The organism is Burkholderia sp. Bp9090, assembly GCF_003857985.1.
Taxonomy (GTDB): domain Bacteria; phylum Pseudomonadota; class Gammaproteobacteria; order Burkholderiales; family Burkholderiaceae; genus Burkholderia.
Genome location: NZ_QTPV01000024.1, coordinates 1 through 20285, shown reverse-complemented (window position 1 = coordinate 20285; position 20285 = coordinate 1). Strand labels below are relative to the sequence as shown.

15 protein-coding genes and 1 pseudogene are annotated in these 20285 nt (G+C 69.5%); 7 read left to right on the top strand and 9 right to left on the bottom strand.

Going from position 1 to position 20285, the window contains the following annotated elements; translation table 11 throughout:
- Positions 1 to 45: 45 nt before the first annotated feature.
- Both DIE16_RS21355 and msbA read right to left on the bottom strand, forming a co-directional pair.
- Positions 46 to 438, bottom strand: a complete 393-nt coding sequence (locus tag DIE16_RS21355; protein WP_124487206.1) for an RcnB family protein — start codon at positions 436 to 438, stop codon at positions 46 to 48.
- Between the two features lie 88 nt (positions 439 to 526).
- On the bottom strand, positions 527 to 2278 hold the full coding sequence (gene msbA, locus DIE16_RS21350; protein WP_260426288.1) for a lipid A export permease/ATP-binding protein MsbA: 1752 nt from the start codon (positions 2276 to 2278) through the stop codon (positions 527 to 529).
- A 223-nt stretch (positions 2279 to 2501) separates the two neighbouring features.
- Here msbA and DIE16_RS21345 point away from each other — a divergent pair, with 223 nt between their 5' ends.
- The 3 genes from DIE16_RS21345 to DIE16_RS21335 all read left to right on the top strand — a co-directional run bounded on the left by DIE16_RS21345 (position 2502) and on the right by DIE16_RS21335 (position 5658).
- Positions 2502 to 3254, top strand: a complete 753-nt coding sequence (locus DIE16_RS21345; protein WP_124893353.1) for a glycosyltransferase family 2 protein — start codon at positions 2502 to 2504, stop codon at positions 3252 to 3254.
- Positions 3255 to 3400: 146 nt separating this feature from the next.
- The gene (locus tag DIE16_RS21340; protein ID WP_044844717.1) at positions 3401 to 4243 is read left to right on the top strand and encodes a glycosyltransferase family 2 protein; all 843 of its coding nucleotides are present in this window, start codon (positions 3401 to 3403) and stop codon (positions 4241 to 4243) included.
- Positions 4244 to 4377: 134 nt separating this feature from the next.
- Positions 4378 to 5658, top strand: a complete 1281-nt coding sequence (locus tag DIE16_RS21335; protein WP_124893352.1) for an O-antigen ligase — start codon at positions 4378 to 4380, stop codon at positions 5656 to 5658.
- A gap of 206 nt (positions 5659 to 5864) precedes the next feature.
- Here DIE16_RS21335 and DIE16_RS21330 read toward each other — a convergent pair whose 3' ends face one another.
- The 3 genes from DIE16_RS21330 to dnaE form a co-directional block, all read right to left on the bottom strand.
- On the bottom strand, positions 5865 to 7043 hold the full coding sequence (locus tag DIE16_RS21330) for a glycosyltransferase family 9 protein (RefSeq protein ID WP_124487202.1): 1179 nt from the start codon (positions 7041 to 7043) through the stop codon (positions 5865 to 5867).
- A 303-nt stretch (positions 7044 to 7346) separates the two neighbouring features.
- A complete protein-coding gene (locus tag DIE16_RS21320) occupies positions 7347 to 8441 on the bottom strand; it encodes a glycosyltransferase family 9 protein (protein WP_124487201.1) in 1095 nt (364 codons plus the stop codon).
- Positions 8442 to 8764: 323 nt separating this feature from the next.
- The gene (gene dnaE, locus DIE16_RS21315) at positions 8765 to 12295 is read right to left on the bottom strand and encodes a DNA polymerase III subunit alpha (RefSeq protein WP_044844722.1); all 3531 of its coding nucleotides are present in this window, start codon (positions 12293 to 12295) and stop codon (positions 8765 to 8767) included.
- 222 nt (positions 12296 to 12517) lie between these two features.
- Between dnaE and DIE16_RS21310 the strand changes: the two genes are divergently transcribed.
- Positions 12518 to 13372 carry a sulfurtransferase gene (locus tag DIE16_RS21310; RefSeq protein WP_124893350.1) on the top strand — a complete coding sequence of 285 codons (855 nt, stop codon included), beginning with the start codon at positions 12518 to 12520 and terminating at the stop codon, positions 13370 to 13372.
- Between the two features lie 22 nt (positions 13373 to 13394).
- Entirely contained in the window at positions 13395 to 14288 is an 894-nt protein-coding gene (gluQRS, locus tag DIE16_RS21305) for a tRNA glutamyl-Q(34) synthetase GluQRS (protein WP_124893349.1), read from the top strand.
- 282 nt (positions 14289 to 14570) lie between these two features.
- Here gluQRS and DIE16_RS21300 read toward each other — a convergent pair whose 3' ends face one another.
- The 4 genes from DIE16_RS21300 to purT form a co-directional block, all read right to left on the bottom strand.
- Entirely contained in the window at positions 14571 to 16121 is a 1551-nt protein-coding gene (locus DIE16_RS21300; RefSeq protein ID WP_124893348.1) for a DEAD/DEAH box helicase, read from the bottom strand.
- A gap of 446 nt (positions 16122 to 16567) precedes the next feature.
- A complete protein-coding gene (locus DIE16_RS21290) occupies positions 16568 to 16951 on the bottom strand; it encodes an MliC family protein (RefSeq protein ID WP_124487197.1) in 384 nt (127 codons plus the stop codon).
- Positions 16952 to 17033: 82 nt separating this feature from the next.
- A complete protein-coding gene (locus DIE16_RS21285) occupies positions 17034 to 17228 on the bottom strand; it encodes a DUF6726 family protein (RefSeq protein ID WP_044844727.1) in 195 nt (64 codons plus the stop codon).
- Between the two features lie 18 nt (positions 17229 to 17246).
- Positions 17247 to 18461: a formate-dependent phosphoribosylglycinamide formyltransferase gene (gene purT, locus DIE16_RS21280; RefSeq protein WP_044844728.1), complete on the bottom strand. Its 1215-nt coding sequence runs from the start codon at positions 18459 to 18461 to the stop codon at positions 17247 to 17249.
- Positions 18462 to 18698: 237 nt separating this feature from the next.
- Between purT and DIE16_RS21275 the strand changes: the two genes are divergently transcribed.
- Together DIE16_RS21275 and DIE16_RS21270 are read left to right on the top strand one after the other, a co-directional pair.
- Entirely contained in the window at positions 18699 to 19244 is a 546-nt protein-coding gene (locus DIE16_RS21275; RefSeq protein WP_124487195.1) for an META domain-containing protein, read from the top strand.
- Positions 19245 to 19424: 180 nt separating this feature from the next.
- A pseudogene (locus DIE16_RS21270) lies at positions 19425 to 20285 on the top strand (DNA translocase FtsK); the annotation flags it as partial.

The window sequence follows — 20285 nt, the reverse complement described above, 5'->3', positions numbered from 1 at the left end:
CCGGCATCCGGATGAAGCGATGAGCGGCGGCAGGTGTGGCCGGTGTTACGGACCGACCCGCAGCACGATGCCCGAGCCGATCTGCACGAGCAGATAGTCGCCGCCGACGCCGACCCAGTGATAGCCGCGCGGCGGCGGGCTCAGCCGATAGCCGCGCCAGTCGTCGACCACGTACTGGCGATCGCGGAATTCGTCCGGGAGCCGGTCGCCCTTGTGCCAGTCGCGGCGCGGCTGGTCGGCCCAGCGCGGCGGTACGTCGTCGTCGCGATGCATCGCCTGGCCGGGCGGCATGTGCTTCGGGCCGTGGCCGCGGTGCATGCCGTGATTGCCGTGGTCACCGTGGTTGTCGTCGTTGCCGTGCCCCTGCGCCATCGCGACCGGCGCGGCGAAACTCGCCGCAACCAGCGCGGCCAGCATCATCCCGTGCATCTTCCTCATCGTCCTTCCCTCCGTGTTGTCACGTCGAACCGGAAACAACTGGACTTGCCCGATCAAGACTAGCACACGGGTGCGACCCGACTTTGTGTCACGCCGCCTGCTGCTGGTACTGGATCCGGTGCAGGTGCGCGTACAGCCCGCCGTGGCGCAGAAGTTCTTCGTGGCTGCCCTCTTCGACGATCTTGCCGGCTTCGAGCACGAGGATCCGGTCCGCGCGCTCGATCGTCGACAGCCGGTGCGCGATCACGAGCGTCGTGCGCCCTTCCATCAACCGCTCGAGCGCGGCCTGCACGTGACGCTCGGATTCCGAATCGAGCGCGGAAGTCGCCTCGTCGAGGATCAGGATCGGCGCGTCCTTGTAGATCGCGCGCGCGATCGCGAGCCGCTGCCGTTGACCGCCCGACAGTCGCATCCCGTTGCCGCCGACCAGCGTGTCGAGCCCGTCGGGCATCGCGGCGACCGCGTCGGCGAGGTTCGCGGCCTCGAGCGCCGCCTGCACGCGTGCGCGGTCGGGCGTCTGCCCGTACGCGACGTTCGCGGCGATCGTGTCGTTGAACAGCACGACGTCCTGGCTGACCATCGCCATCTGGCCGCGCAGCGCGTGGATGTCGTAGTCGGCCACCGGCACGCCGTCGACCAGGATCGCGCCGCCCGTCGGATCGAAGAAGCGCGGCAGCAGGTTCACGAGGGTCGTCTTGCCGCTGCCGGACGGCCCCGCGAGCGCGATCATCTCGCCCGGCGCGACCTTGAACGAAATGCGGTCGAGCGTCGGCCGCTCGGAGGCGCCATAGTCGAACGACACGTCGCGGAATTCGATCTCGCCGCGCGCGTGCGCGAGCGCCCGGCCGCCGCCCTGTGGCTCGGCGGGCTCGTCGATCAGCCCGAAGATCAGCTCGGCGGCCGTCATCCCGCGCTGCAGCGGCTGGTTGACGTCGATCAGGTGCTTGAGCGGCGAAATCACCAGCAGCATCGACGTGACGAACGCGACGAAACCGCCGACCGTCGTCTGGTCGTTGGTCGACTGCACGACCGCGATCGTGATCACGACCGCGAGCGCGATCGACGCGAGGAACTGCGTCAGCGGCTGCGCGAGCCCGCCCGAGATCGTCATGCGCATCGCGTAGCCGCGCAGGCGCTTGCTCATCGTCGTGAAGCGGTCCATCTCGTACGCTTCGCCGTTGTGCACCTTGACGACCTTGTAGCCGCCGACCGTCTCCTCGACGATGTACGACAGCTCGTTGGTCAGCGTCTGGTGCTCGCGGTTCAGGCGGCGCAGGCGGCGGTTGATCTTGCTGACGAGCCAGCCGATGCCCGGCAGGATCACCGCGACGATCAGCGTGAGCCGCCAGTTCAGGTAGAACAGGTAGCCGAGCAGGAACACCACGGTCAGCGAGTCGCGCACGAGCGTGACCATCACGCCGGTCAGCACCGACAGGATCTGGTTGACCTCGAACACGATCGCGTTGATCACCGTGCTCGCGGTCTCGCGCTGGAAGAACGACGCGCCGGTGTGGAGCATCCGCTGGAACATCTCGAGCCGCAGCTGCAGCAGGATGCGGTTCGATACGTAGTTGAGCAGGTAATTCGACGTGTACTGCGACACGCCGCGCACGAGCGCGAGGCCGATCACCGCGATCGGCACGTACCATTTCGCGCTGTCGCTGCCGTGCGAGCCGAAGCCGTGGTCGAGCAGCGGCTTGAGCAGCGCCGGGATCCCGGCTTCCGTGGCCGCGACGACGCCCATCGTCATCACGGCGAGCAGCACGATGCCGATGAGCGGCCGGATGTACGGCCACAGGCGCTTGAGGACCGTGAGCGGCGAGGTACCGGTGCCGTCCATCGGTTTGCGAAGAGTGTTCTGGGTTTCCAAGGCAATCCTTCTTGAGCCGCGACGCGGCGCCCGGGGCGTGACTGCCCGGAATTCGCCCCGTCCGGCGGGTGCCGAAAAAGGCCCAACATTATAGCTGGACCGCCCCCGCCGGCATGGCCGTCGCCGAAGCGGCCTCCTGCCTGCGCGCGGGTATACTGCCGCTCACCGTTTTCTCCGCCTTTTCGACGATTTCATGGCAGAACCCACCCTCGGCGTCGCCCTCATCGCCCTCAACGCGGCCGCGCGGCTCGCGCAGTGCCTCGACGCGCTGACCTTCGCCGACGACGTCGTCGTGATCGACGGCGGCAGCACCGACGATACGGTCGAGATCGCCCGCGCGCACGGCGCGCGCGTGATCGTCGAGCGCGACTGGCCGGGCTTCGGCCCGCAGAAGAACCGCGCGCTCGACGCGCTCGACACCGACTGGATCCTGTCGCTCGACACCGACGAGGTAGTCAGCCCGGAACTCGCGCAGTCGATCCGCACGGCCATCCGCACGCCGGCCGCGCAGGTCTACGCGCTCGACCGGCTATCGAGCTTCTGCGGCCAGTGGATCCGCCATAGCGGCTGGTATCCGGACTGGGTGCCGCGCCTGTTCCGGCGCGGCACCGCCCGCTTCTCCGACGACCTGGTGCACGAGCGGCTCGTCTTCGACACCCCTGCGCAGCGGCTGCCGGGCAAGCTGATGCACTATTCATACGAGGATTTCGAAACCGTCGTGCGCAAGCTCGATGCGTATTCGACGGCCGGCGCGCGCCAGCGCCGCGCGGCCGGCCAGCGCGGCGGCTTCGGCAAGGCGCTCGCGCGCGGCGCATGGGCGTTCGTGCGGACCTACGTGCTGCGGCGCGGGTTTCTCGACGGCCGCGCGGGCTTCATGATCGCCGTGTTCAACGCGGAAACCGTCTACTACCGGTTCCTGAAGCTCGGCCACGAAGCGGCCCGCTGAGCGCGCCCGCCCTGCCGCCACCCTGACGCCGCCGGCATGCGGCCGGCCCGGCGTTACAATGCCGGGCTGCCCGCGCGCCATGCGCGCCCGAGCACACGGCGCAGCGCTGCGCGCCGCCGATACGACGACCACCGAATCCGACCGCCATGTTCTCCATCATCATCCCGACCTGGAACAACCTGCCGTACCTCAAGCTCGTCGTCGACAGCCTGCGCCGTCATTCGGCGTACGACCACCAGATCATCGTGCACGTGAACGACGGCGCGGACGGCACGCTCGACTGGGTGCGCAGCGAAGGCATCGAGCACACCGCGTCGCCGGCCAACATCGGCATCTGCCACGCGGTGAACCTGGCCGCCGCCCGCGCGACGCGCGACTACGTCGTCTACATGAACGACGACATGTACTGCTGCCCGGGCTGGGACGCGGCGCTCGTGCGGCGCATCGAGCAGATGCCGACCGACCTGTTCATGCTGTCCGGCACGATGGTCGAGCCGGTCGACACGCGCAACCCGTGCGTCGTCGTCAGCAACTTCGGCCGCGACGCCGAACAGTTCGACGCGGCCGGCCTCGTCGCGGCCACGCCGCGGCTCGCGCGCGCGGACTGGCTCGGCTCGACCTGGCCGCCGACGCTCGTGCACCGCGACTGGTGGAACCGCATCGGCGGCTACAGCAGCGAGCTGTCGCCGGGGATGAGCAGCGACAACGACTTCTCGATGAAATTCTGGGACGCCGGCTGCCGGATCTTCCTCGGCGTGGGCGACAGCCTCGTCTATCACTTCCAGCAGAAGAGCACCGGCAAGATCGTCAAGAACGACGGCCGCCGCCAGTTCCTCAACAAATGGGGCATGACGCAGGCCACGTTCGACCGCTATTACCTGCATCGCGGCGAGCCGGCCGGCGCGCGTGTCGCGCTCGACACGCCGGCCGTCGAAGGGCGCCTGAAGCGTGCGCTGCTGCGCTCGCGGATCAAGCGCGCGTTCAGCTGACCCGACCCCGGAAACGGCACGGAAACGCCCGCGGCTTCGCGTATACTGCGCGCTTCGTCCCGCGCGGTGCCGCCGGGACGCGCGGCGCGCAGCACGGTGCCCGCATGCCGCATTCGTCCATTCGACAGGTTCCGATGCTTTCGTTTTCCGCTCCCGCCTCGCGGCGCCTGACCGCCGCCCGCGCCTTCGCCGTCGTCGCGCTCTGCATGGTGCCCGTCTCGACCGCGCTGACCAACGTGTTCTGCGGGCTGTTCGCGGCCGCGCTCGTCATCTCCCCCGAATTCTGGCGCGACCTGCGCACGTTCGTCGCCGAACCGGCGTCGCTCGCGGCGCTCCTGATCCTCGCGGCACTGGCCGCGAGCGTCACCTATACGGTCGCGCCGCACCCGAAGGCGTGGAACTGGGTCGCCAAGTACGACAAGCTGTTGCTGCTGCCGTTTGCCGTGCTGGCCTTCCGCCATTCGAACTGGGCGCCGATCGTGCGGCGCGCCTGGTTCGGCACGCTGTGCGTGATCCTGCTGCTGTCGACCACCAACTATCTCGGGCTGACCGCGATCGGGCCCGCGCATTCGAGCGAACTGCCGCTGTCGCGCGCCTGGGTGTTCAAGAACCACATCGCGGCCGGCATGTTCGGCGCGCTGCTGTTCTACCAGGCGGCCGACCTCGCGCTGTCGGCCCGCACCGCGCTGTCGCGTGCCGCGTATGCCACCGTGGCCGCATGGTCGCTGATCAACGTGTTCGTGATGCTGCAGGGACGCACCGGGCAGGTCATCGCGCTGCTGCTGATCCTTGTCGTCGCGGTGCGCTTCGTGCTGCTGCTGCGCCGCCAGTCGGCGCTGCGCGCGGGGCTCGCCGCCGGGGCGCTGGTCCTGGCCGGCGTCGCGCTCGTCGTCGCCGCGTGCACGGTGCACAACGGCCGGCTCGTGAAGGTCGTGTCGGAAGTGCAGCAGTATCGGCAGACCGATGCGGTCACGTCGACCGGGCTGCGTCTCGAGTGGTACAAGAAGGGGCTCGAGCTGTATCGCCAGCGCCCGGTGATCGGCTACGGCGCCGGCGGCCTCGAGTTCGAGTTCGAGAAGCTCACGGCCGGCAAGACGGCTGCCGAAGGCCAGCTCACGTCGAATCCGCATAACGAATACCTGCTGATGGCCGTGCAGCTCGGCACGCTCGGCGTATTGCTGTTCGTGAACCTGATCGTGCAGATCGCGCGCGGCAGCCGCGCGCTCGACCCGCGCTCGCGGCATGTGCTGCTCGGGTGGCTCGCGATCTTCGCGATCGGCAGCCTTGCGAATTCGCTGCTGCTCGATTTCGCCGAAGGTCACCTGCTGGTGCTGCTTGCCGGGATCCTGCTCGGCTGCGGCACGCGCACGGAAGCGCTGCCGCGCGAAACGTCGGCGATCCGGCGCAGCGCGTAACGCATCATGTGACGCTCTGGCGGGCAGCGCGGGTTGCCGCCTGCCGCCGGTTCGGCTGCTACGGCTGCTACGGCTGCTACGGCTTCTACGGCTTCAGTGGCTTCAGTGGCGGCGCATGCGTGCCGCTTGTCGGAAGCACGGCCGCGCGGCGGCGCCGCGTCGCCACTCCCCACTTTTCGACTCAGGAAACGTACGGCTTTCGCGCGTCAGTCCGGGCGCGCGCGGTGCAGTCGCGACGTGTCGACGACCGCGTCGGCGGCGCCCGGCGGATTCAGTCCGAGCATCTCGGCGGCCGCCGCCTTCACGCGCTGCGTGCCGAGATTGACGAGACAGTCGCTGTGGCTGTCGACATGGCGCTCGCAGCCTTCGTGCCGGCACGGCACGCAATCGCCCTCGCCCTGCAGCAGCCATACGTTGCCGTGCCGCGCGGAGCCGCGCAGCGCCCACGGGTTCTCGGTCGCCGGCCAGTGCTGCGGCCACGGCCCCCAGCGCACCGGATCGGACGGACCGAACAGCGCGATCGTGTCGGTGCCCGTCGCGGCCGCAACGTGCGTCGCGCCCGTATCGGGCCCGATGAACAGCCGCGCGCGCCGCACCAGCTCCGCGCTTTCGCCGAACGTGAGGCGGCCGACCAGGTTCAGCACGTCGCCGCCCGCCTCGGCCGCGACCTGCTCCGCGTACTCGCGCTCGCGATCGGCCGGGCCGCCCGACAGCGCGATCGCAAACCCCTGCGCGCGCAGCCATTCGATCATCTCGACCCAGCCTTCGAGCCGCCACTGCTTGTAGCGGAACATCGGATACGGATGCAGCACGACGAGCGGCTTGCCGTCGCGGATCGCGGGCGATTCGGCGAGCCACGCGTCGAAACGCGCGCGCCGCGCGGGATCGTCGCCGATGCCCGGCGCGACCACCTCGGATACCGGCTCGATGCCGATCACCGGCGCGAGTGCAAGCGTGCTGACGACCGTATGCGCGGACTCGTGATGATTGATCGCGATGCCGTTCAGCATCATTCGAGTCAGCCACGTGACGCGGTTCGGATCGACGAGACCGACGCGCTTGCGGCCGGCGAACCAGCTGTAGAAGCGCGGCCGGTCGGAGCTCAGTGCCGCGCATGCGAGATCGTAGCGGCGCCACATCGACAGCGCATCGCGCAGCCGCTCGCGGAACCCCGCGCGCTGCGCGACGACGATCACGCGCCGCACGTCGGGGTTGTGCTCCAGCACGCCCTCGGTGCCGCGAAACACCAGCATGTCGATCTGCGCATCGGGCCAGCGCGCCTTCAGCGAACGCACGAGCGGCGTCGTCAGCAGCACGTCGCCGATACGGCGCGGGGCCGCGACGAGGATGGTTCGGGGCGGGCGGGCGGAAGAAAACAGGGCCACGGCGATCGTTCCGTCTAGCTGGCTGGACAAGGCTCGCAATGTACAGGATTTTGCGGCCGGTGGCGTGGCGTCGGGTGCGGGCGTCGGCGAAGTGCCGCGGTTGGCGGTTGGCGGTGAGCGGTGAGCGGTGAGCGGTGAGCGGTGAGCAGTGGGCAGTGGGCGGTGAGCGGCAGCCGGTGGCAGGCGGTTGGCAACACCGCAGGCAACGACGCACGGCGGGGCCTGCCGCCGCCGCGCCGCCTGGCCCCGTTTGCGCGTCCGATGACGGTGCCGGCAATGCAGGCGCCGCCGGCCTTCCGGGGGCTACGAAACGATCGCGCCGACCGCGGGTGCCGCGAGCGTCGCGGCCGGGAGCGGCATCGCACCCCCCATCGCGTCGTCGAGCTGTCCGGCCTGCGTCAACAGATGAAGCACCGCGCGCTCGAGCGCGTCGATGCCGATCGCGTCGACCGTCGCGCCGGCCCGCAGGATCATGTGCGGCACGCCGAGCGGATGCCAGCGCCGGTATTTCTCGGGGCGGTCCTCGAACAGCGCGGCGACCGGCACGCCGAGCGCCGACGCGAGATGCACGGGGGCGCTGTCGGCCGACACGATCGCGTCGAGCAGGCTCGCGGCGGCCACCAGTTCGACGACCGACGACGGCGCGACATGCCGGGCGTTGACGTCCCGCCACGCGTCGCGGTCGGCGGCGGCCTCGGCCGACACGGCGGAATCGCGGAACACGATCACGTCGGCGAACGGTGCGAGCCGCCGGCCGAGGTCGCGCCATCGCTCGGCCGGCCAGCGCCGCTCGGCCGCCTTGTTCGACACGAACAGCCCGACGCGCGGTTTCGTGCGAGGCCCGAGCAGCCGATACCACGTGTCCTGCAGCGCACGGTCCGGGTGGACGGACAGCACGAGACCGTCGAGATCGGCGCGGCCGAGTTCGGGCACGAGCCGGAATCCCGACAGCGCTTCATGGCAAATCGGCCGCGACGCGACATGGTCGGGCTTGCGGTCGTCGAATTCGGAATCGGCATCGTGCCAGCGGCAATCCTTCACGCCGAGCTGCCGCGCGAACCGGATGCTGCTGCGATGCATGCCGCCGTTCGGCACGACCACGAGGTCGAACCGCAGGCGGCGCAGCCGGCGCACGAGCCGCAGCCGGTCGAAGAACGCGCGCATCCGTCCGGGGCGGTCGTTGCGCTCGCACTGACGGCTGTACACGTAGGTATGGACCGTGTGCACGTCCGGGTTGCCGGCCAGCGCGGCCGCGTTGTAGCGGTTCGCGACCACGTGCAGCTCCTTGCCCGGCCAGCGCTGTTTCAGCGCGCCGAGAAAAGCGGTCGTGCACAGCATGTCGCCCAGAAAATCAATCCGGATCACGAGGATCCGCCCCGTCGGTTTCCCGTTGGCCATCGTTGTTGTGATGCTGTCGATTTTTTATCGTCGCGCACCAGCCGGCATCCTGGCGTTCTTTACCGTGCCGGCTTCGTCGCGTGGTCGCTCGCGGCACCGCGACGCATCGCGTGCCGCGCGGAACCGTCCCCGTCTGATTCGCGCGCGCGATGTCGCCGCCGGCCGGCGGACAGACCGCAACCGGCGCCGTATCGGCGTCGCGCGACGGATTGTATAGCGTCCGGATGACGGCCCCAAGCATCCGCCGACATGAAAACGGCCCGCCGCACCGCACGATGGCGATGCGACGGGCCGCGCAGGCAACGACCGTCCGGCGGGGACCGTCAGTAAGTGATTTCGACGATGCTGCCGTCGAACGTCGCGCGCAACTCCGCGAGCAGCGTGTCGCTCGGCTTCACGCGCCACGCGTCACCGAGACGCATTTCCCCTTGCGCGCGCGCGTTGCTGTAGTGAACCTGGACCGCGAGCCCGTTCGGCAGCGGCGCCTGCGGGCGACGCCCGCCGTCGCGCCCGCCGCCGCGCGGCGCGGGTACCTCGACCGCGGGCGCGGCCGAATCGTCCTTCGACACGTGCGGCTCGAGCACGCGGCGCAGCGCCGCCGCATCCGCATTGCCGTTCATCGTGAGCCGCACCGCCTGCGCGTAGCGGCTACGCGCGCGTTCGAGATCCATCACCGTGTCGGCCGTGAAGCGGATGCCGCCGGTGAACGCATCGTTGCGCGCCTGCCCCTGCACGATCAGCAGTTCGTCTTCCTTGAACAGCGCCTTGTTCGCCTCGAACTGCTCGTTGAAGATCGTGATCTCGCACTGGCCCGAGCCGTCGTCGAGCAGCGCGATCAGCATCTTGCCGCGCTGGGTCATCTGCGTGCGCAGCGATGCGATGATGCCCGCGACGAGCTTGTCGCGCCCTTCCTTCAGGTCGCCGACCTTCTGCCGCACGAACCGGCGCACTTCGTCGCGATACGCGTCGAACAGGTGGCCGGACAGGTAGAAGCCGAGTGCGCCCTTCTCTTCCTGCAGGCGGCGCTTGTCGTCCCACGCGGGTTCGTCGACGAGCGCATGCGCGTGCGGCGACTCGGCGCCCATGTCGAACAGCCCGGCCTGCATCGCGTTCGCTTCGGCCTGGTCGGCCGCTTCCATCGCGAGCGGCACCGACGCGATCAGCTGCGCGCGGTTCGCGTTCAGCGAATCGAACGCGCCGGCGCGGATCAGCGCCTCGACCGTGCGGCGGTTGACGACGCGCCGGTCGATCCGCTCGCAGAAGTCGAACAGGTCGGTGAACGGCTTTTCGTCGCGGGCGCGCAGGATCTCCTCGATCGCGTTCTGGCCGCTGCCCTTCACCGCGCCGAGACCGTAGCGGATCGTGCGCGAGCGCTTGCCGTCGGCTTCGGCGACCGGCTCGAACCGGTAATGCGACGCGTTGATGTCCGGCGGCAGCACGGCGAGGTTGTTCACGACGCAGTCGTCGTACAGGATCTTCACCTTGTCGGTGTCGTCCATCGCGAGCGTCATGTTGGCCGCCATGAATTCGGCCGGATGGTGCGCCTTCAGCCACGCGGTGTAATACGCGAGCAGCGCATAGGCGGCCGCGTGCGACTTGTTGAAGCCGTAGCCCGCGAACTTCTCCATCAAGTCGAAGATCTCGTCGGACTTCTCGCGCGTCAGGCCGTTCTTCGCCGCACCCTCGGCGAAGATCTCGCGGTGCTTGGCCATCTCCTCGGGCTTCTTCTTGCCCATCGCGCGACGCAACAGATCGGCGCCGCCGAGCGAGTAGCCGCCGATGATCTGCGCCATCTGCATCACCTGCTCCTGATAGACCATGATGCCGTAGGTCTCTTTCAGGACGGGTTCGACGCGCGGATCCGGATAGTCGACCTTCTCGCGGCCGTGCTTCCGTGCGCAGAAGCTCGGGATCAGGTCCATCGGGCCCGGACGGTACAACGACACGAGCGCGATGATGTCCTCGAAGCGGTCGGGCTGCGCATCCTTCAGCATGCCCTGCATCCCGCGGCTTTCCAGCTGGAACACGGCGACCGTGTTGGCCTTCTTCAGGATCTGGAACGACGCCGGATCGTCGAGCGGCACCTGCGCGAGCGACCAGTCGGCCTTCGACGCATCGAGGCGGCGAATGTAGCGCTCGGCCCAGTCGAGGATCGTCAGCGTCGTGAGACCCAGAAAGTCGAACTTCACGAGGCCGACGGCTTCGACGTCGTCCTTGTCGTACTGGCTGACGACGCCGCCGTCGTCGCCCTGCGTGTACAGCGGGCAGAAATCGGTCAGCTTGCCGGGCGCGATCAGCACGCCGCCCGCGTGCATCCCGACGTTACGCGTCAGGCCCTCGACGCGCTGCGCGAGGTCGAGCAGCTGGTGCACTTCGTCCTCGTGGTCGTAGCGCTCCTGCAGCTGCGGCTCTTCCTTCATCGCGTCGGCGATGGTCACGTGCTTGCCCGGCTTGAACGGGATCAGCTTCGCGACGCCGTCGGTGAACATGTAGCCGAGATCGAGCACGCGGCCGATGTCGCGCACGGCCGCCTTCGCGGCCATCGTGCCGAAGGTGGCGATCTGCGACACGGCATCCGCGCCGTATTTTTCCTTCACGTACTGGATCACGCGATCGCGGCCGTGCTGGCAGAAGTCGATGTCGAAGTCGGGCATCGACACGCGTTCCGGATTCAGGAATCGCTCGAACAGCAGGTTGTAGCGCAGCGGGTCCAGATCGGTAATGCCGAGCGCGTACGCGACCAGCGAACCGGCACCCGAGCCGCGGCCCGGACCGACCGGCACGCCGTTGTTCTTCGCCCAGTTGATGAAGTCGGCCACGATCAGGAAGTAGCCCGGGAAGCCCATCTTCGTGATGGTCCCGCACTCGAATTCGAGCCGCTTGTAGTACGTGTCGCGCTGCGCGTCGCGCTCCGCCGCATCCGGATACAGCTGTTCGAGGCGCTTCTCGAGCCCCTCCTTCGACAGCTGGACGAGGTAATCGTCGAGCGACATGCCGTCCGGCGTCGGGAACAGCGGCAGCTTCGGCTTGCCGAGTTCGAGCTTCAGGTTGCAGCGCTTCGCGATCTCGACCGTGTTCGCGACCGCCGACGGCAGGTCGGCGAACAGCGCGACCATCTCGTCCTGCGTGCGGAAGTACTGATCGGTCGTGAAGCGCTTCTGGCGCCGCGGATTCGCGAGCATGTCGCCTTCCGAGATGCACACGCGCGCTTCGTGCGCGGTGAAATCGTCGTCGGTCATGAACTGCGTCGGATGCGTCGCGACGACCGGCAGCTTCAGCGACGCGGCGAGCGTCGCGGCCTGCTGGATGTACGCCTCGGCGCCCGGCTGGCCGTAACGCTGCAGCTCGATGTAGAAGCCGCCCGGGAACACTTTCGCCCAGCGCTCGGCGTGCCGGCGCGCGGCCTCCTCGTTACCGGCCGCGAACGCGAGCCCGATGTCGCCCTGCTGCGCGCCCGACAGCGCGAGCAGCCCTTGCGACAGCTCGCCGTCGAGCCAGCTCGCGTCGAGCTCCGCGCGGCCGCGGTACTGGTTCGTGAGCCACGCCTTCGACAGCAGCTCGCACAGGTTCAGGTAGCCGGTCTTGTCCTTTACCAGCAGCAGCAGGCGCGACGGTTTGTCGCGATCGTCCGGATTGGTGATCCAGACGTCGCAGCCGGCGATCGGCTTGATGCCCTTGCCGCGGGCTTCCTGGTAGAAACGGACGAGGCCGAACGCGTTGCCGAGATCGGTGAGGGCGAGCGCGCCCTGGCCGTCTGCGGCCGCCGCCTTGACGATGTCGTCGAGACGCACGATGCCGTCGGCAATCGAGAATTCGGAGTGAACGCGAAGATGGACGAAGCGGGGATCTGACATGGGCGTTATTGTAGCCGCGTCGCCGCGCAGGCTGCCCAAAAAATCCCCGCGCCCGGCCGTTCGGCCGATGCGCGCGACGCCGGCCGAACGGCCGGGTGCCGGCAGACGTGCAGTTTGCGGGATAATACGGGTTTTCGAATCACCGCCCCGGCTTCGCACCCTTTTTTGCGGGGCCGCCGTGCGCCCGCCGCACGGCCGCGGCCGTTTTCCCGTCGGACCACCATGACCATCGTCAACCTTGCCGCCTACCACTTCGTGTCGCTCGACGCGATCGAGCAATGGCGCCCGCTCGTCACCGCCCGCTGCAACGAACTCGGCCTGCGCGGCACGATCCTGCTCGCGCCGGAAGGCATCAACCTGTTCATCGCCGGCCCGCGCGACGCGACCGACGCTTTCATCGACTACCTCCGCCACGATCCGCTGTTCGAAGGCAAGTTCGCGACGCTGCAGTTCAAGGAGAGCCTGTCCGACTCGCAGCCGTTCCGCCGGATGCTCGTGCGCCTGAAGCGCGAGATCATCACGATGAAGAAGCCCGCGATCAAGCCGGAGCTCGGCCGCGCGCCGTCGGTCGACGCGCACACGCTGAAGGCGTGGCTCGACCGCGGCCACGACGACGCCGGCCGCCCGGTCGTGATGCTCGACACGCGCAACGCGTTCGAAGTGGACGTCGGCACGTTCGACGACGCGCTCGACTACCGGATCGACAAGTTCAGCGAGTTCCCGGAAGTGATCGACGCGAACCGCGCCGATCTCGAGGGCAAGACGGTCGTGTCGTTCTGCACCGGCGGCATCCGCTGCGAGAAGGCGGCGATCCACATGAAGGAAATCGGCATCGAGAACGTGTACCAGCTCGAGGGCGGGATCCTGAAGTACTTCGAGGAAGTCGGCGGCGCGCACTATCACGGCGACTGCTTCGTGTTCGACTACCGCACCGCGCTGAACCCGCAACTGCAGCCGACCGAGAACGTCACGTGCTTCGCGTGCCGCGCGGTCGTCACGCCGGAAGCCCAGCAAGCGCCGAGCTACGTGCCCGGCAAGTCGTGCCCGGCCTGCGCGCAGGCAGCCAGCGCCGCGTAAGCGCGCGTCGCACCGCGTCCCGATGAACGGCTACCGCGGCCGCTTCGCACCGTCGCCCACCGGCCCGCTGCATTTCGGCTCGCTGGTCGGCGCGCTCGCGAGCTGGCTCGACGCGCGCGCGCACGGTGGCGCATGGCTCGTGCGCATCGAGGACATCGACGGCCCGCGCACGGTGCCCGGCGCCGCCGACGACATCCTCGCGACGCTCGCGCATTTCGGCATGACGCCCGACGAGCCGCCCGTGTGGCAAAGCACGCGCGAGGCCGACTATGCGGCCGCGCTCGAACGGCTCGTCGCCGCGGGGCTCGTCTATCCGTGCGGCTGCACGCGCAAGGAAATCGCCGATTCGCTGCGTGCCGCGCACGAGCGCCACACGACGCTCGCCTACCCGGGCACCTGCCGCACCGGCCTGCACGGCAAGCCCGCCCGCGCGTGGCGGCTGCGCGTGCCGGACGGCGACGCGGCGCTCGTCACGTTCGACGACCGCTGGCAGCACACGCAAGCGCAAAACCTCGCGACCGAGGTCGGCGATTTCGTGCTGAAGCGCGCCGACGGCCAATGGGCGTATCAGCTCGCGGTCGTGGTCGACGATGCCGACGCGGGCATCACGCACGTCGTGCGCGGCGCCGACCTGCTCGACTCGACCGCGCGCCAGATCTACCTGCAGCGCTGTCTCGGCGTGCCGACGCCGGCGTACCTGCACGTGCCCGTCGTCGTCGACGCGAACGGTGAAAAGCTCAGCAAGCAGACGGGTGCGATCGCGCTCGAGCGCGACGATCCGCTGCCGGCGCTGCGCGCCGCCGCCGAGCATCTCGGCCTGTCGGCCAATGGCGATCCGTCGATCGATACGCTCGATGCGTTCTACGCGGCCGCGACCGATGCGTGGGCGCGTCGCTTCGGGCCACGCGCCGGTTGAGGCGCTCGCGGGACACCCGTTCGTGTCGACCGCGTTCCTGCGTCCGTCAGCGGTGAGTCCGGTCGCATGCAAGCGTGATGGCAGCCTGAACGGAACGCCCGCCGGCGACACGGCATCGGAGTAGTCCCGCAGGCTGCCCCCGCCCCACGCGGCAAGTCGCCGCCCATCCCGCCCGCTCCTTCACGAATCGTCTCGCCCAATGAAAAACGGGCACATGCTCATCGCATGCACCCGTTTCCGCGGCAGCGCTCGCGCGCCGCACCGACCGCGTGAACCGCCCGCTTACGCCGACGGCTTGCGCGGCATCCCGAAGCCGCCCAGCAGCGCGGCGACCTGACGCTTCGGCCCCTTCTTCTCGGGCTGCTGCGCGGACTTCGTCTCTTCCGGCTGCTTCGCCGGCGCCGACGGTTCGTACGGCTTCAGGAAGAAGTCGTCGACCGGCGCCTCGTGACGACGGTGATGGCCGCGCTCGGACCCGCCCGGACGACGCCCCGACGCGCCGCGATGCTCGTCGCGATCGCGACGGCTGCCGCGATCACCGCGCTCACTACGGTCGCCCCCGCGCTCGCCGCCACGATCGTCGTGACGATGGCGCGCCGGCTTGTCGAGCGCGAGCGTCTGCACCTCGAGCGGACGCTTGATCAGTTTTTCGATATCGGCGAGCTGCTTGCGCTCGTTCGGGCTGCACAGCGACAGCGCATCGCCCGTCGCACCCGCGCGGCCCGTGCGGCCGATCCGGTGCACGTAGTCTTCCGCGTTGAACGGCAGGTCGAAATTGATCACGGCCGGCAGTTCGGCGATGTCGAGGCCGCGCGCGGCCACGTCGGTCGCGACCAGCGCCTCGATCTCGCCGCGCTTGAACGCGTCGAGGGCCTGCATCCGCTCGATCTGCGTCTTGTCGCCGTGGATCGCCGACGCGACCACGCCGTCGCGCTCGAGGTTGCGGGCCAGCCGGCTCGCGCCGATCTTGCTGTTGCAGAACACGATCACCTGCTTGAGCCCGCGATCGCGCAGCAGCTGCACGACGGCGGCCTGCTTGTCGCCTTCGGCGACGTCGTAGACGATCTGCGTGACGTTCGCGTTGGTCGAGTTGCTGCGCGCGACCTCGATCGTCTGCGGGTTGCGCAGGTAGGTCGACGCGAGCTTCTTGATTTCCGGCGAGAAGGTGGCCGAGAACAGCAGCGTCTGGCGTTCCTTCGGCAGCAGGTTCAGGATGCGCTGCAGGTCCGGCAGGAAGCCCATGTCGAGCATCCGGTCGGCCTCGTCGAGCACGAGCATCTGCACCTGCCCGAGGTTCGCGGTCTTCTGCTGCACGTGGTCGAGCAGGCGGCCCGGCGTCGCGATCAGGATCTCGACGCCGCGGCGCAACTCGGCCATCTGCGGGTTCATGTCGACGCCGCCGAACACGACCGCGCTGCGCAACGGCGTGTGCTTGCCGTATGCATGCACGTTCGCGGCGACCTGATCGGCGAGTTCGCGGGTCGGCGTGAGGATCAGCGCGCGCACCGGGTGGCGCGCGGGTGATGCGCTCGTGTTGGCCTGCGGCAGCAGGCGCTGGAGGATCGGCAGCGAGAAACTCGCGGTCTTGCCGGTGCCCGTTTGCGCGGCGCCCATGACGTCGCGGCCGGCGAGCACGACCGGAATGGCCTGCGCCTGGATCGGCGTCGGCGTCGTATAGCCCTGCTCCGCAATGGCTTTCAGGATATCGGCGGCAAGGCCGAATTGATCGAAGGTTGCGTCGACTGGCTTGGCGACAGAATCGGACATGGTGGCGTTTCGCTCAAAAGGCGCGGCGGGGACTTCGTGCGTCAGGCCGGCCGGGCCTGCGCTCATCACATTTCGGAAGTAGACGGAGCCGCGGCGCGCCGCGCGGCGCCGCTCTGGCGCTTGGGACCGGTTCAATTCGAACATCGGGCGCCACAGGCCGTGCGGACTCCGTTCGGCGCGAATGCCGGCGGAAAGGGGCGTATTGTAGCACTGCGCAGCAATCTGTCCGTGACAACGCCGCGAACGGCCCCGGCGGCGGCTCGCGGCGTGCGCCGACAGGCCGGCGCGGGGCGGATGCGTCGTGCGATCGGGCTATCTCGATCGGCTGATGGTGGAAATACGGGGTCGAATCTCGGGCATCTGCCGCGGGGCATCTGCCGCGAGGAATCAGCCGGCGGCCAGCGAGCCCGGGCGCCGCCGGCGCCACGTTCCGGTCCGAGGTCGAACCCGGCTGCCCGCATCGATCGCGGCAACCGGCACGCCCGCGCGGCGTAGCCGATCGCGCGCCGCGTTCAACCCTTCTTCTTTTTCTTCTTCTCGACCTGCACGCAGTCGCCCAGCAGCGGTGCCGCGTTCTGGTCGGCGATCTCGTCGCGCAGCGTCCCTTCCTTGCCCTTCGTCCACCAGGTATAGCGTCCGGCCTGGTAACGCGCGCCCGACGCCGAAACGGTATCGACGAACAGCAGCTGCTGCCCGTTGACCGGCACCAGCGCGAAGCTCTGGCCGTTGCCCGCGCGCCAGTACGACACGCGTACGGGCTGCTTCTGGTTCGCGCACTGATAGAGGGTCTGCACGCGCGCATCGGCGTCGATCTCCTCGACGGTCAGTTGCGCGGCCTGCGCGACGGAAACGGCGGTGCCGGCCAGCGCGAGCGCGGCAAGGGTGTGGCGAATCATGCAGTTCCTCTCACGAGACGGGTGGAAGCGCGCCCTCGCGGGACGCGCGATTGTCGTTGGTTAGGGATCGAGGGTTCGCCCGTCAGGGATCGATGACGTCGGCGCACGCGTCGGTCGGCGCGGCCGCGACGTGGCCGACGAGCGGCACGATCTTCAGCCCGGCCGATGCGACCCGGCACGGCGCGGCCGCGAGGCCGCACCCCGCGAGACTCGCGACCAGCGCCAGCGCGGCGCCCAGCTTGCCGAGCCGTCCGATCCGCTGCCATGTCGACGCCATCGCGCTCTCCTGGTCCGGTCAGCGTGCCGACACGGGCCGCACGGCCGCCGCGGCGCGCTTCGCGCGTTCGCGGGCTTCGTCGACGGTCGCGCCGGTCGCGAGCGCGACGCCCATGCGCCGCTTCGCGAAGCTTTCCGGTTTGCCGAACAGGCGCAGGTCGGCGCCCGGCACGGCCAGCGCGTCGCGCACGCCCTCGAACGCGATACCGCGCTCGTCGAGCCCGCCGTAGATCACCGCGGACGCGGCCGGCGAGCCGAGCGCCGGATCGACCGGCAGCCCGAGAATCGCGCGCGCGTGCAGTTCGAACTCCGACTGGCGCTGCGACGCGAGCGTGACGAGGCCGGTGTCGTGCGGCCGCGGGCTCACCTCGGAGAACCAGACTTCGTCGCCGCGCACGAACAGCTCGACGCCGAACAGCCCGCGCCCGCCGAGCGCCTCGGTCACCTTGTGCGCGATCTCGCGCGACTTTTCCAGCGCGACGGCGCTCATCGGCTGCGGCTGCCACGATTCGACGTAGTCGCCCGCCACCTGCACGTGCCCGACCGGCTCGCAGAAGTAGGTGCGCGTCTCGAGCGTCGCGGGGTCGATCGCGCGCACGGTCAGCTGCGTGATCTCGTAGTCGAAATCGACGAAGCCCTCGACGATCACGCGGCCGTGGTTCACGCGGCCGCCCGCCATCGCGTAGTCCCAGGCGGGCTTCACGTCGGCCTCGGTCCGCACGACCGACTGTCCCTTGCCCGACGACGACATCACCGGCTTCACGACGCACGGCATGCCGATCTTCGCGACGGCCGCGCTGAACGCGTCGAACGAATCGGCGAACGCGTACGGCGAAGTTGCCAGCCCGAGTTCCTCGGCCGCGAGACGGCGGATGCCTTCTCGGTTCATCGTGAGCTGCGTCGCGCGTGCGGTCGGGATCACCTCGGCCAGGCCGGCCGCCTCGATCGCCGCGAGCGCATCGGTTGCGATCGCCTCGATCTCCGGCACGATCAGGTGCGGACGCTCGGCCTCGACGACCGCGCGCAGCGCGGCGGCGTCGGTCATGTCGATCACGTGCGCGCGATGCGCGACCTGGTGGCCCGGTGCGTCCGGATAGCGGTCGACCGCGACGACTTCGACGCCGAGCCGCTGCAACGCGATGATGACTTCCTTGCCGAGTTCGCCCGCGCCGAGCAGCATGACGCGCGTGGCCGAGGGTGAGAGCGGCGTACCGAGCCGCTGACCGATCTGCATGTGATTTCCCGCTGGTTCTGTTGGAGGACGAAAACGGCTTCGATGTTAACACGCACACCCGACGCACACCTCACGCGCACCCGCGCCGGTCCGGCCGGTTTCGTCGCATCGCCCCCCGCAGCGCGAGGCTCGCGGGCGGATTGCGAACGTTTTCACGCGCGAAGTGTCGGCTCGCCTCGCGCGGGGCGGGTGCGTTACTCTTACGCCTTGATCAGAATCCGATGAGGAACGAGGCTCATGTCCCACCTGTCCGCCGCCGCACGCGCACGCACCGGCCTGCTTCGCCCGCTGCGCGCGCCGCTCTGCGCGTTGACGCTTGCCACGCTTCTCGCCGCCTGCGCGATGCCGACCCACCCCGATTCCGCCGCCCCCGCACCCGACCCGTACAACCCCGCCGCCGTCCAGCTGCTCGACGACACGAGCTGGGAGCTCACGAGCTGGGTGAACGCCGACGGCACGCCGCGCACGATTCCGCACGGCGACAACGGCGAGCCGATCAAGCTCGCGCTGTCCACCGAAGCGGGCGTCCGGCGCGCCAGCGGCTTTTCGGGCTGCAACCGCTATACGGGAACCTATGCGCTGAAGAACGGCCTGCTGAGCTTCGGGCCGCTCGCCGGCACGCGCATGGCATGCACGAACACGCTCGGCGGCCAGCTCGAGCACGCGTACCTCGATGCGCTCGCGCACATCGGGAAGACCGGCGTGCAGATGCGCGAGCCGCAGCAGTTGCAGATCGTGACCGAAGCCGGCGCGACGCTGACCTTCACGCGCCGGAGCCCCTGATGCAGCGCGCGGGCGAAGGCTGATCGGCCGCCTTCGCCGCGCGCGGATCCCGGACGCATGCGTCCCGCGGCCTGGAAGCGCTTCGACGCCTTCAAACTGCCTTAGAGTCCTGTTCGTCGGCCGGTTAAACTCGGCGGGTCGCGCACCGCGCTCCCCGCCCTCTTCCTGTTTCATCAAAGCATGCACACGGTTGTCTTCGGCTGGTTCGGCATCTCCGCCGTCTGGTTCCTCCTTCTCATCTGGCGTCTCGTTCAGGCGATGCTGCCCGGCGGCGGCGGACTCGCCGGCCGCGGCTCGATTCGCCTGTGGCTCGGCTTCGCGGCCGTGTTTGTCGCGAGCTGCGCGCTGACGAGCCCGCTGTCGGGCCCCGACTCGAATGCGCTCGGCCACGCGTTCTCGAACGGCTTCGCGCATGTGCTCGGCCCGATCGGCACGCCGGTCGCGATGGTCGTGCTGTTCTTCGCGGGCCTGCCGTGGCTGACCGGCATCGGCTGGCGGCAGTTCGCCGCGTGGGTCGACACGTCGTTCGGCGTCAAGCTCGCGCGCGACGTCGACGACGACGACGTGCGCGGCGTTGCCGACCTGCCGCGCAGCGCGCTGCATCGCGACGACGACATCGTGCAGCCGACCACCGCCCACACCGTCAACTCGATGGCGCCGCGGCAGAACGGCCGGTATTCGCGCCCGACGTTGTGGAAGCCCGATCCGCAGGCGCGGCCGAAGCCGCGCAGCAAGCCCGCGCCGCGTCCGCTCGCCGAGCCGGTCGCGCCGACGGGCTGGCTGAAGCCGACGTCGGCCAATCGCATGCCGCCGCCCGCACCGGGCGCGACGAGCGCCATGCCGCCCCCGACGACCGGCAGCACCGCCAGCCTCGCGCGCGCCGCCGCGAACAGCCAGGTGCCGCGCCCCAGTCCGGCCCCGCTGCCGGCCGGGTTCGAGCCCGTTCGACCGCAACCGACCGCCGCGCGACCGGCCGCAGCCGCGCTGAAGCAACCGGCCGCGCCGCGCACCGCGGTCACGCCGCGCCCGGCCGCCGCGACG